Origin of the sequence: Nostoc sp. ChiQUE01b (assembly GCF_034531255.1) — a bacterium.
Lineage (GTDB): Bacteria > Cyanobacteriota > Cyanobacteriia > Cyanobacteriales > Nostocaceae > Nostoc.
In genome coordinates, this window is sequence record NZ_JAVRBM010000015.1 from 79,535 (window position 1) to 92,159 (window position 12,625).

The following is a 12,625-nucleotide window of genomic DNA, read 5'->3' on the forward strand; positions in this document are numbered from 1 at the left end:
TTACTTATATTCCTCTTCACGACCACACACCATCACAAGGCAATAATGCCGTTATGCCAAAGGTAAAACTCAAAACATAATTTTTTTCTTTTGCTTTTTTACTTTACAAGGCAAAAGGCAAAAGGCAAAAGTTAAATATAATTCTTTCTGACCTTTTGGTTTTTACCTGGTTAACTTATAGTTTCTACTGCTTTTAGCACTCTTTGTAAAACCTCCTGGTAGGCATCCTCTACATTTCCTAAGTCTCGGCGAAAACGATCTTTGTCCATTACCCGACGGTTTGAGTCCTTTTCTGCGGTATCCCATAAACGGCAGGTGTCGGGGCTAATTTCATCTGCCAAGAGCAATTGCTGTTGTGAGTCCAAACCAAACTCTAGTTTGAAGTCTACTAGGGTAATGCCGCACCGCTGCCAAAAGTTATTGAGAAATTCATTGATTTGCAATGCTAGATGTGTAATTGCGTTTACTTGTTCCGCAGTCGCTAGTTCTAGCAGGTACAAGCGATCGCGTGTCAACAAAGGATCTCCTAATTGATCGTTTTTGTAATAAAACTCAACCAAAGGCTGTTTCAGAATTGTACCCACTGGTAAACCTGTTTGCTGACACAGACTGCCAGCAGCAATATTTCTGATCACTACTTCTAAAGGTAAAATCTTTACAGCCCTCACCCGCATTTGATTCGGGGCAGGGCTGTCGATAAAGTGAGTCTTTATACCATAAGCCTCCAACTGTTTAAAAAGCTGGCTGGAAATGCTACAATTAATTTTTCCTTTCCCTTCGATGTTTCCACGCTTTTGGGCGTTAAACGCCGTGGCATCGTCTTTAAAATCAGCCAACAAGACTTCTGGATCGCCCGTTGTATAAAGAATTTTCGCTTTGCCTTCGTATAACTTAGAATTAACAGACATGGTGGCAGGTAATGTTTTAGGCGATGGACAAAAGTTGTCCTTTGAGGCTTCACCATTTTATCTTTAGTTATTAACTATTAACCATTGGTGATTATTTAAGAGGAAGCAGGGGCAGGGTAAAAAAATTAATAACCAATACCCAGCCCAATTTTCTCTTGTTGATCGCTGCTTAATAGCCAGTTACCAAATATTTACAACTAAATCTCTAACTTTTAACAGAAGACAATTGACTTTCATATCTAATATTCTCACCTAAGTAGTTTTACGATCGGGATTGTAATTAGTTTTGAAAGAATAAGTTACTAAGACATACTGCTATGTAATAATAATTTGTACCTCAAGGTCTCGACCGAAGCTAATTACAATTTGAATTTCATAAATTAAGATGAGATAAATTGACAACAGGGAGGAAAATGAAATATTCTCTCTAGTTACTTTGGCAGAAACTTTTTTTGTCATATTTACAACACCAAATATTTCAAGCTTTATCCTCTAGCCTCAAAATCTGAATTAACCAATTCCTGCATCAAGAATTGGAAAAGGAGTTGGACGATCTGATTTACCTCAATCTGACAACAGAAAGATTAGGTTAGCTAGTAATTCAGCTTCAGAAACCCAAACACAAGGTCAATTGAATAAATGGAAAAAAAAATAGTGAACAAGGATGATTTTCTCTACCCTCGCAGTCGCTACCACGGTCAGGTTAAGCCAGAAAACTTGGTTTTTAATGCAAATCTCCAGGAATTTGCTCAACGCGTAAGTTACATTTGCAACTTAGAAACAGCTGGAAAAGTGCCTCCAGGTGCAGCTTACGAACAAATAAAGGGTCTGTGGAAACAGTTGAAACGCTCAAAAGAAGAGCTAGGAATTGGCGAAAGTCCGTTTCAGGATGACCAGGGAGAGACTCAAGGTTGAATGGGGAATGGGGAATGGGGCAGGGGGCAGAGGGAAAATAACTAATGACAAATGACAAATAACAAATGACTACTTAGTAAGCATTGTCCAGACACCATCCCAGGACTCTGGAGGCGGCGTTTGTTGATAATTACGCGCCCGCTCTAGGTGGATATCAACAGCTAGATCTTGGGGTTGCATGGATTTGGCAGACTCGAAACAAGCGATCGCTTGTGAGAAGTTGCGCGATAAATAAGCATCGCGTCCAGTATGATAGTGAAATAAAAACTCTTGAGTGCTGGCATCTAAGGGAGTAGTGCGATCGCCAATTAACTCGTAGATATTAACTGCCTGGTGTTTCCCTTTAACTCGGATTTTATCTAACTGGCGCACCCAAATGCGATCGCTGCACAATTGGTAAGTAAATTCACTTAAAAGAATATCACAACCGTAATCCTTAGTTACCGCTTCCAAGCGCGAACTTAAATTTACACCATCTCCAATGACGGTGTAATCCATCCGTTTGCGAGAACCAATATTACCCGAAACCACATCTCCAGAACTAATCCCAATGCCAATACGAATTTGTGGCTGCGCCTGAATAATTCGTCGCTGGTTAAATTCCTCTAAGCGGCGTCTCATATCTAACGCTGACTGTACAGCCCTCCAAGCATGATTTTCTATCAATGGTAGCGGCGCACCAAATACCGCCATTAAGGCATCACCAATAAATTTATCGAGAGTACCTTCGTGGTTAAAAACCGCCTCCACCATCGTTTCAAAATACTGATTGAGCAGCAATACCACCTCAGCTGCACCAAGATTTTCTGTAAGTGTTGTGTAGCCCCGGATATCAGAAAACAAGATAGTTACTTCCTTCCGTTCGCCTACCATTAAAGCATCTTCCCCTAATGCCATAACTTGTTCAGCTACATGGGGCGTCAAGTAACGGGACATGGTAGTTTTCATCCGTTTTTCCTGAGTAATGTCTTCTAAGACCACTAAACCACCGCGTACACCGCCTTCTGGGTTAGTTAGGGGATTAACAGTAAGATTAATATTGCGCTCTAATGTTTGTACTTGATCAGAAGTGAGAAACTCAGATTGGGGAGTCAGAGGTTGATTCCAGGGAATAAAAATATCGGGGTTAGTGCGATCGCGCACTGCTAAAATTGAGTGCTGAGTACTGAGTGATGAGTGCTGAGTTTCAGTCAGTAATCGGCACGGGCTAAACGCCCCGCTATCGCTAACAGTACTCGGCACTTGGTAAAGTCCTAGTATCAAACTTTGCTCTGGCACATAATGTTTAGCTCCAGTTTTTAGACTATCTTCTAGTCGCATTTGAAGATTTTCAATTGGCACAACTTCCCAAACTAGGCGACCAATCAAATTTTGTTCCCACAAAAGCTTGTTGTTCTTACTATTAGCGTCTCCTATTGGACAACCCAGCAACTCTAGAGCTGCATCATTAATTGTGACAATCTGTCCTGCCATATCTGTAGAAATCACAGCATCTGAGAGACTTTGTAAAATATCTTTTTGATACTGTTTTTCTAACAGTACATTTTCAAACAGCCCAGCATTTTCTAAGGCAATTCCTGCCTGATTATTAAAAGCCCGCATAAACTCTTCATCAGAAGCAGTAAAGCTGCTTTGTTGTTTATTGATTAATTGTGTAACACCAATCAATTCATTTGCAGAATTAAATACTGGTAAACACAGAATATTGCGAGTTATATAACCAGTTTTTTTATCTGTAGTCGGGTCAAAACGGGGGTCTTTATAAGCATCGGAAATATTTAAGGCTTCACCAGTAGAAGCTACATATCCAGCAATGCCACAGTTAGCGGGAATGCGAATTTCTATTAAGTTTGTGCCATCTGCTGCTGCTGCAACTTTCGTCCAGAGTTCGTTTAGCTCTTTACGATATAAAAATAGTGTGCTGCGGTCTGCTTGCATTAAAATTCGAGCTTGTTCCATGACTATCTGCAAAGTTGCTTCTAAATCTAAACTTTGCCCCAGTGTTTGAGTTGCCCGCAACAAAGCTGTTGCGCCTCTTTGATTACGAGCCGCTACATAAAAAGATTGGCAGCTTTCCAGGATAATACCAATCGAAGCAGCAAAGTCTCGAAAACGTTCTTCATCATCATGATTAAACGGAACATTCCCGGTTTTATTAGCTAGTTGCACTACCGCTACAGTCTGGTTTTTGCTACTGATAACAGGCATACACAAAATATTATGGATTTTGTAGCCCATTTGTTTTTCAAGTTCTGGGCTAAATAAGGGATGAGTATAAGTTTCAGATATATTTAGATATTGACCTGTACTAGCAACATGACCGGGGATACCCACTGTAATGGGAGTACGAATTTCTAAGAATTTTTGAGTATTATCTTGAGGAACTTTTGACCACAGTTGACCTTTGTCATAATCAACTAAAAAAATGGCTGTATGTTCTGCTTGGAGAATTTGACCAATTTTGAGTGTGATAGCTTCTAATACTTTCTCCAACATAGTTTCTAGAGCTTCATTATTGATCAGTTCAATAGCTCTAAGAAATTGCTGAAACTCAGCAGTTATAAAGTCAAGTAAGCAAACAAATTCATTAACAGATAGGTCTTTAACACGTCGCAGTAAGGCGTGAGTACGATTAACTTGAGTAAGTTCAGTTAATGTAGCCAAGACGCTACCAGGGTTGGGGAGTGTCATGGTAATTTTAGATTTTAGATTTTAGATTTTGGGGATTGAGGATTGAGAGATTTGAGGTTCTGAACTCCATTAATGAGTATTTGAGCTTCATTAATGAGTGTTTGAGGAAGATGAACGAGCCTCTAATTCCCCTTGTCCCTCAATTCCCAGTTCCCAGTCGCCTATTTTGTCAACTGTTCAGAAAATATCACCTTTTGATAGTAATCTTGTAGCTGCTTGGTGGCAGCTGCCCAACCCCAATTTTCTGCTTCCTGGCGGGCATTTTGGCGGATGGTGTCTCGTTGTTGTTTTTGTTCTAAGAGGCGAACGGTAGCAGCGATGGCTCCTTGAACATCTGCTGTTGGCTCAAAAAGATATCCATTGACCCCATCTGTCACAATATCAGGAATTCCCCCGGAACGAGCTGCTACCACGGGGCAGCCAGCAGCCATCGCTTCTAGTAATACTAAGCCTAGTGTTTCTGTACGGGAAGGAAAGATAAAGGCATCAGCACTCGCAAAGGCAGAACCTAACTCTTGCCCCATAAGATAGCCAACAAAATAAGTGTTTGTGCCAGCAAAGTGTTTTTGCAATGCTTGACGGTGGGGCCCATCCCCAACCAATGCTAACCGCGCTTGGGGAATTGCTTCTAAGATTGGTTTGATACGCTCAATTTCTTTTTCAGCCGAAAGCCGCCCAATGTAAAGTAGCAATGGGCTTTCTGGATGATTTTGTGATAAGCGCGATCGCATCTCTACACTAGCTAAATCGGGGTGAAATAATTCCGTATCCACCCCGCGCTGCCACAAATCTACACGTTCAATACCATGTGCTGTCAATTCCTCCACCATTGCTGTAGAGGTACACAGATTTAAAGCTGCTTGATTATGAGCGCCTTTGAGCAGTTCCCAAAGAAAACTTTCCAACATCCCTAAGCCGTAATGCTGGAGATATTGGGGTAAATGCGTATGGTAAGACGCTACTAAGGGTATTTTGAGGATTTTGCTATAAAATATGCCAGATAAACCTAAAACTGCTGGATTCACGACATGAATAATATCTGGCTTAAACTCTTCTAAAGCGTAACCAATGGCTGGGCGGGGAAGTGCCATTTTTAATTCTGGATACAATGGCAGAGGAAAGCCAGTAACGCCGTAAACTTTAGCGCCTTTGTGTTCTGTGATGCCTCCATCAGGGGCAATCACCAGCACTTGATTACCACTACGCTGTAAATGGTCAACAGTATGGCGTAAACGCGTTACAATGCCGTCAACCTTGGGTAAAAAGGTTTCGGTAAATAGGGCAATTCTCATAAAAAACTATTCAGTCCAGGCAGATAATCTCAGCTTTGCTTGCATTTCGGGATCAAACACAGACTAAACTCTCTACTGTGGTGTAATCAACTTTCCACAGTCAAAATAACTGTAGTAAACGGCAAATTTAGTAGTAGCTGGACGATACGCCTGATAAATAATAACTGGTTAGTCGTCATATTGTGCTAAAATATGACGACCAATTTTAGACCCACGATTTACTGGGGTTTAGACTAATTTCTGTGCCAAGAGACTTTAGGCAGAATTTGTTTGTGATCGACTCGTTTCTGATACTTGATAGCAAAGTTTAACAGAGAATCGAGGAGAGAATCAGAGAGCAGGTGAGGCTGTAAACCTAAATCAAGCAATTTTGTATTTTTAGCGTTGAAGTAATGTTCTTCTTTTTCAACTCTGGGATTATCTAGGTGATTGATTTCTACGTTCAATCCCATAGCGTTACCAGCTTTTTTTACCATCACTGCCAAATCGCCGACACTAAATTGTTCGGTAAATTGGTTAAATACGCGGAATTCACCAGCTTCGGCAGGGTTAGCGATCGCTAATTCCACACATCTGACTGTATCCCGAATATCTAAAAATCCGCGAGTTTGTCCACCTTTACCGTAAACGGTGAGGGGGTGTCCAATCGCTGCTTGAATACAAAAGCGGTTCAGTGCTGTACCAAACACGCCATCATAATCCAGCCGATTAATCAATAATTCGTCCATCCCCGTTTCTTCGGTTAAGACGCCGTAAACCACACCCTGATTTAAATCGGTTGCCCGCAATCCCCAAATCCGGCAAGCAAAGTGGATGTTATGACTATCATGGACTTTGCTTAAATGGTACATTGAACCGGGTTGTTTGGGATAAGGTAGGGTATCCTTGCGTCCATTGTGTTCAATAGTGATATACCCTTCTTCGATGTCAATGTTAGGTGTACCGTATTCACCCATCGTCCCCAGCTTTACTAAATGACAGTCGGGGAAATCTTCCCGCATGGCGTACAGTAAGTTCAACGTACCAACTACATTATTGACCTGGGTAACAACTGCATGTTCGCGGTCAATCATGGAAAATGGGGCCGAACGCTGTTCGCCAAAATGCACTAGGGCATTTGGCTGAAATTGATGTAATGTTTTCTGGAGAAATTCGTAATTCGTAATATCGCCGATGAACAAGTCGATAGATTTACCCGTCAAATCTTGCCAGCGCTGGAGACGTTGTTGAATGAGTGCGATCGGAGTGAGAGTTTCGACACCAAGTTCATTATCCCAGTGCCGCCGCACCAAACTATCTAGAATTCCAACTTCATAACCTCGATTGGAAAGGTAAAGAGCAGTTGCCCAACCGCAATATCCATCACCACCAATAACCAGGACTTTCATCTTCACCAGTTTTTACTCGCTGATAGCTAAATCTATCAGGTTTCTGTACCCTCTTAATCATTATTCTGCGGGAGATGTGGATTTTGGGGGCAGATGAGGGAGATGAGAGAGATAAACAAAACTCCTAACTCTTCACTCTTAACTCTTAACTCCTAACTCAGCACGGGCTAAACGCCCCGCTATCCATGTACAGCACTCAGCACTGTTTTGCCCAATGCCCCATTAAAACTTTGAAATACGATACTGCTGGGCAATGTAATAAAACAAACGATAGTAATTTTGAAATTCTTGGCTCTTGCTCCGTCCCTGTAAATGGTATTTTACTTGACTCTGAGTTAGAGTCAGTGTCATCGAACTTACTCCTCGCTCAACTTCTACGACCAGCAGCCCAGATACTCCTTGAGCAGTCTGAAAGTTGGATTTTATCTTTTTCACGGACTCTTGATCGTTTGGTAGCTGATGACTTGCCCACCCGCGAATTTCCACTGAGTTATCCTGTGGTGAAATAAACGCAATTCCATCACCATTTTCTGATGCTGCTAATGAAGTCCAGTTACTCGGATATGGGAATTCAAAGCCATAACGGGAGTTGCTATAAGTTTTCCAGGCGATCGCTCTGGCGTTAAAATCATTTGCAGTGCAACCCGACAGCATTATTAACAGGGTAATGACTCCGCTAACGCTGGCAGCAAACCGATAAATTCTTCGCCCCAAACTACAGATTTTATTAGCAGTAGCCATTTACATCACACATTTTGCCAAGAATCGGGAAATGCACTGAAAGAGCGCTCATTAAAAATTCAATAATATTCAGGATATTTACCATTCTCTTTTAAAATCTTGGTAGAAGAAACTCAGAGAAAGTGCTTGATCGCACAAACTATAAACAGTGTATCTCAGACAGTTCGGCTAAATTTAGAGCTTTTTGACTTCTAAATAAACACATATTTGCAATTTTCGCCAAATCTCTCTTGCTAAATCTTTCTATAGTTTGCATCGGTAAGCCAAACGACCAAAAACCCCCAGATATTGATATTTCTGGCTTACCAGATTCGGATGTGGTATCTCGCATCCACGCGCAAATTTTGGATAAACGGGGATGAATACCAGATCACCGACTTGGTGACGCTCCAAAGAATTAAAAAGTAAGCCAAGTTAGACAATCATTGGTTTAGCGATCGCTAATTTCCATCAAAAAATTAATTTGTATTGAGCAATCAATCACTCAATAAACAGCATTTTATTCTCCATTTGTAAAGAAATGCAACAAAATTAGCGTTAAAACGTTTTACCGTCTTGACAAGCAATAAAAGAACCGATAAGTTGATATACATACCCGGGTAAGACCGTTAAAGAGTTATATGCAAACGCAAACTAAGCAAAAGGTCACTTTGTATTTATCGCCAGAGTTGCACAGGAAACTGAAGATTCGTTCAGCAGTCGATTCCGAGCCAATGTCAGAACTTGCCGAACGTGCCCTTGGTTTTTACCTATCCAATCAAGAATTGGTTGACGAGTTAGAAGATTCTTCTTATGGGCGGACTCATAGAGTTTATTCATGTCCCACTTGTGATAGCTCACTTGTCTTACGTGATGGGGAACTGGTTGTTTTAGGTAATCAACCAGGACTAGTTGGTCAAGAGCACCTTTCTCTTAATGAGATGGATGAAGATGAAACCAATCCCAAGGGTGAGGAAGAATTAGTTCCTTGCTAAATAGATATTCATGATTCGGTTGTCTTTACCAGAAGCAATGTCTCTACTGTCTCTATAAGGTCTCAAGTAGGTCGAAGTATGAACGAAGAGCTCAAGATCCTAATTCAAGCTCAATACCCTTTAATCTACCTTGTTACCTCCGAGGAAGAGCGGGCCGAGCAAGCAATTTCTACAATCGCCCAGTTGTTAAAGCCCCAGCGCCGAGTATTTGTTTGGACAGTAACACACGGAATTGTTGAGTATGGTCAGCCCCGGAATGTTACCCAACATAATACTGTGTCTCCAGAGGCGGCGATTGAGTGGATCATCCGGCAGAAAGAACCAAGTATATTTATTCTTAAAGATTTACATCCCTTTATAGATGCGCCTGCAACTAACAGATCGTTACGTGATGCGATCGCTAGTTTCAAAGGTATGCAAAAGAACATCATTTTGATGTCTCCGATGCAACAAGTACCTATAGAATTGGAAAAAGAAGTTGTTGTTCTCGACTTTACATTGCCAGATATGGCTGAGTTGAATAAAGTCTTAACTCACCATATAGAGCAAAATCGTGGTCGGCGACTGACAACAGAAGCTAGAGAAAAACTTCTTAGAGCTGCTTTGGGTCTAACTAAAGATGAAGCTGAGAAAGTCTACCGTAAGGCACAGGTAACTAAAGAGCGTTTAACGGAAGATGAAGTAGATATCGTTTTATCTGAGAAAAAGCAACTAATTCGGCGCAATGGCATCTTAGAATACATTGAAGAAGATGAAACTATTGATGCTGTAGGTGGCTTAGAAGAGTTAAAAAGATGGCTCAAGCAACGCTCTAACGCTTTCACAGAAAGAGCGAGAGAGTATGGTTTGCCTCAACCAAAGGGGATGTTAATTCTAGGAGTTCCCGGTTGCGGTAAGTCATTAATTGCCAAAACTACTTCCCGCCTCTGGGGTTTACCACTGTTGCGGTTGGATATGGGGCGAGTTTACGACGGCTCAATGGTGGGACGAAGTGAAGCAAATCTGCGGAACGCCCTGAAAACAGCAGAATCTATTTCCCCAGCGATTTTGTTTATCGATGAATTAGATAAATCCTTTGCTGGTAGTGGAGGTTCCTCTGATTCTGATGGAGGGACTTCAAGTAGAATCTTCGGCTCTTTCCTCACTTGGATGCAAGATAAAAAATCACCAGTGTTTGTGATGGCTACAGCCAACAGAGTAGAACGCTTACCTGGCGAGTTCTTGAGGAAAGGACGCTTTGATGAAATTTTCTTTGTCGATCTGCCAACACCGGAAGAACGGCAACAAATTTTCAATATTCATCTGACCAAACGCCGTGAAGACATCTCTCGATTTGACCTTGAGCAATTAGCCAAGATGTCTGATGGCTTTTCTGGGGCAGAAGTTGAGCAAGCGATCGTTGCGGCAATGTATGAAGCTTTTGCCCAAGATCGGGAGTTCACACAATTAGATATTATTGCTGCGCTGAAGGCAACATTGCCGCTGTCTCGAACGATGCAAGAACAAGTAACGGCTCTGAGAGATTGGGCCAGACAGCGAGCGCGTCCCGCAGCATCCTCCGTTGCTGAATATCAGCGAATGGAGTTTTAAAAGCTTTCCTCTGCCATCCCAGGGGGAAAGGCTAGCTTTAGTGCTAGCAGTTATGAAAAAAGCCGCCTCCTGCTAAGTGCGGCTTCGTCCAAAACAAACCGTTGTCGTATTTCTCAATCTTCTCATTGGAGGAAACCCAAATGTCTCACTTTAGCACCCTGCGTACCAAAATCACCGATGCCGAAATCCTCAAGGCTTCCTTGCGCGACCTCGGTATCAGCGTAAAGACTGAAGCTGATGTCCGTGGTTATAACGGTCAGCGTGTCCGTTCTGACATCGTTGCCGTTTTGGAAGGCGAATATGACCTCGGCTGGTCTCGCAATGGCGATGGTTCTTTTGACCTAATCGCTGACCTGTGGGGCGTTGCTAAGAAGCATAACCAAACCGAGTTGATCAACTCAATCAACCAAAAGTATGCTGTTAACAAAACTTTGGCTGAAGTGAAACAGCGCGGTCTACAAAACGCCAATGTGAAGTTGGTATTGCAATAACAATTTCTCTGCGCGTTCCCAAAGCTGCACGGGTTAACCATATAAATAGCGGTTAGCCCGCTTTTTTATCGGGACTGAGATTTATTTCTCAGCCCCGATTTTGTTTATGATTCATTTTGTCTAAAACGGAGAATCACTCCCTTCTTACCTTGAAGATAAATTGATTTTAGTACGGGTGTGTAATTGAGAGGTGGCTTGTAGTAACTTATAGACTGCTTTTCCAACCTCATTAGAACCTCTCTCAAATTTGAGATTTTAGTTAATACATCCTCTGCTAAAACACGGTAATATATAACAGCATTTTGAATTTTGTCAAACTGTACTTGGCGATGATGGGTTAAGTGCCGCTTTTTCAAGTTATGTGCAAGACCGATATACATAACTGGGCAATCATGATTACCCACATAATAAATTCCAGGTGCTGATGGCAGTTCTCTCCGATGAATGTAGGATAAAACTGGCATATCCCTATAATTTAGATTTAACTTCATAATTTTTATTTCTGCCTAGTGATCAAAAGTTACTCACTAAGTTATTTTTCCCAAACAGTAGGACTAAAACCTTGAAAATTTTGAATTTATTTCTCACCAAACTTGACTTACAGCTATTTACCTGAAAATAGCTGTAAATCCAAAAAAAACCAGAAAGCGACGGTTTTCTGCTCAATGTCCTAAATTACATTCTTCAGTTTTTGTGACCCTGAAACACGTAATTACTAATTGCAAGTGAGAATAGAGAAGAGTATTTACAACACCCATGAGTACCCAAATCATCATTAACCTGCCAGATGATATTTACCAACGTACAGAACGCTTTGCACGGTTGGCGAATCGTGATGTTGCCAGCATTTTAGTAGATACCATTCAACTTTCAATTCCGCCCATCAGTGGGGACATTACCGATCTTGAGCCTGTCTCTATCCTTTCTGATGAACAAGTCTTAGTGCTGACTGAACTGCAAATGGAATCGGAACAGGATGCCCGGTTAAGCGAACTGCTCGATCGCCAACAATCAGGGACTCTTACTGAAGGCGATCGCTCAGAGTTACAAACCCTGATGCAGGTCTATCAAGAAGGACTTTTAAGAAAAGCCACTGCGTTGAGCGAAGCTGTCAAACGTGGGTTAATTGAACCCTTAAACTAGTGAGCCAGATTCCTGAACAAGTGCGGGCGCAGATACGGATACAGGCGAATTGGTAAAATTTATTTCTATAGAAGCAGTGCGACGCGGAACTAGGTAAATTAAAAAAGGCTGTTTTGCAGCATTAGCTAATGCTAAAACTTCGCGCAAGTTTTCGCTGTGAGCAATTATTCCATTTGCATTGTAAGCGATATATTGATTTTTATATAAATCTAATAACATTTGGCGGTTACGATTTAACCACTTGAACATTTCATCTGTTTCTCTTTTAGAGGGAGTTGTGTTCATATATTTAATATTGTCCGTGGATGTGGAATATCTCTGGCACTATTTTAATTGTCTGGTGCAAGATGTGAGCTACCAAACCTGACTTATAGCAAGGGACTGGGAACTGGGGACTGGGGACTGGGTGAAAAGTCTTTTTGTATCTAAGTTTTATCATCTGTTAATGTCTTAATCACCTTGGCTTTTGTTATAAATTTAAATCTAAAATAA

The 12,625-nt window shown here is 41.5% G+C and carries 13 protein-coding genes; 6 read left to right on the forward strand and 7 right to left on the reverse strand.

Annotated elements, in window-relative coordinates; all coding sequences use genetic code 11:
* Positions 1 to 170: 170 nt before the first annotated feature.
* The gene (gene purC, locus RMY63_RS12700) at positions 171 to 908 is read right to left on the reverse strand and encodes a phosphoribosylaminoimidazolesuccinocarboxamide synthase (RefSeq protein ID WP_322729039.1); all 738 of its coding nucleotides are present in this window, start codon (positions 906 to 908) and stop codon (positions 171 to 173) included.
* A gap of 639 nt (positions 909 to 1,547) precedes the next feature.
* On the opposite strand from purC, the gene RMY63_RS12705 reads away from it, so the two are divergent.
* Positions 1,548 to 1,823, forward strand: a complete 276-nt coding sequence (locus tag RMY63_RS12705; protein WP_322729040.1) for a hypothetical protein — start codon at positions 1,548 to 1,550, stop codon at positions 1,821 to 1,823.
* A gap of 69 nt (positions 1,824 to 1,892) precedes the next feature.
* Here the strand turns inward: RMY63_RS12705 and RMY63_RS12710 are convergent, their stop codons facing one another.
* The 4 genes from RMY63_RS12710 to RMY63_RS12725 form a co-directional block, all read right to left on the reverse strand.
* Positions 1,893 to 4,514 carry a GAF domain-containing protein gene (locus RMY63_RS12710; protein WP_322729041.1) on the reverse strand — a complete coding sequence of 874 codons (2,622 nt, stop codon included), beginning with the start codon at positions 4,512 to 4,514 and terminating at the stop codon, positions 1,893 to 1,895.
* 161 nt (positions 4,515 to 4,675) lie between these two features.
* Complete coding sequence (locus tag RMY63_RS12715) at positions 4,676 to 5,806, reverse strand: glycosyltransferase family 1 protein (RefSeq protein WP_322729042.1); 1,131 nt, start codon at positions 5,804 to 5,806, stop codon at positions 4,676 to 4,678.
* A gap of 233 nt (positions 5,807 to 6,039) precedes the next feature.
* Positions 6,040 to 7,194, reverse strand: coding sequence for an NAD-dependent epimerase/dehydratase family protein (locus tag RMY63_RS12720; RefSeq protein ID WP_322729094.1), 1,155 nt, complete (start codon positions 7,192 to 7,194; stop codon positions 6,040 to 6,042).
* A 222-nt stretch (positions 7,195 to 7,416) separates the two neighbouring features.
* Complete coding sequence (locus tag RMY63_RS12725; RefSeq protein WP_322729043.1) at positions 7,417 to 7,935, reverse strand: hypothetical protein; 519 nt, start codon at positions 7,933 to 7,935, stop codon at positions 7,417 to 7,419.
* A 230-nt stretch (positions 7,936 to 8,165) separates the two neighbouring features.
* Between RMY63_RS12725 and RMY63_RS12730 the strand changes: the two genes are divergently transcribed.
* From RMY63_RS12730 to RMY63_RS12745, 4 genes are all read left to right on the forward strand, one after another.
* The gene (locus RMY63_RS12730; protein WP_322729044.1) at positions 8,166 to 8,297 is read left to right on the forward strand and encodes a hypothetical protein; all 132 of its coding nucleotides are present in this window, start codon (positions 8,166 to 8,168) and stop codon (positions 8,295 to 8,297) included.
* 258 nt (positions 8,298 to 8,555) lie between these two features.
* Entirely contained in the window at positions 8,556 to 8,909 is a 354-nt protein-coding gene (locus tag RMY63_RS12735; protein ID WP_322729045.1) for a hypothetical protein, read from the forward strand.
* Between the two features lie 78 nt (positions 8,910 to 8,987).
* Complete coding sequence (locus RMY63_RS12740; protein ID WP_322729046.1) at positions 8,988 to 10,499, forward strand: AAA family ATPase; 1,512 nt, start codon at positions 8,988 to 8,990, stop codon at positions 10,497 to 10,499.
* 140 nt (positions 10,500 to 10,639) lie between these two features.
* Positions 10,640 to 10,990 (forward strand): DUF1257 domain-containing protein, encoded by a 351-nt coding sequence (locus RMY63_RS12745; protein ID WP_094350625.1) that lies wholly within the window; start codon positions 10,640 to 10,642, stop codon positions 10,988 to 10,990.
* A gap of 104 nt (positions 10,991 to 11,094) precedes the next feature.
* On the opposite strand, the gene RMY63_RS12750 is transcribed toward RMY63_RS12745, so the two are convergent.
* Positions 11,095 to 11,481 (reverse strand): hypothetical protein, encoded by a 387-nt coding sequence (locus RMY63_RS12750; protein ID WP_322729047.1) that lies wholly within the window; start codon positions 11,479 to 11,481, stop codon positions 11,095 to 11,097.
* Between the two features lie 265 nt (positions 11,482 to 11,746).
* On the opposite strand from RMY63_RS12750, the gene RMY63_RS12755 reads away from it, so the two are divergent.
* Positions 11,747 to 12,133: a hypothetical protein gene (locus tag RMY63_RS12755; protein ID WP_322729048.1), complete on the forward strand. Its 387-nt coding sequence runs from the start codon at positions 11,747 to 11,749 to the stop codon at positions 12,131 to 12,133.
* Here RMY63_RS12755 and RMY63_RS12760 read toward each other — a convergent pair.
* Positions 12,125 to 12,418 carry a DUF5678 domain-containing protein gene (locus RMY63_RS12760; protein WP_322729049.1) on the reverse strand — a complete coding sequence of 98 codons (294 nt, stop codon included), beginning with the start codon at positions 12,416 to 12,418 and terminating at the stop codon, positions 12,125 to 12,127. The genes RMY63_RS12755 and RMY63_RS12760 overlap by 9 nt on opposite strands.
* Positions 12,419 to 12,625: the final 207 nt, after the last annotated feature.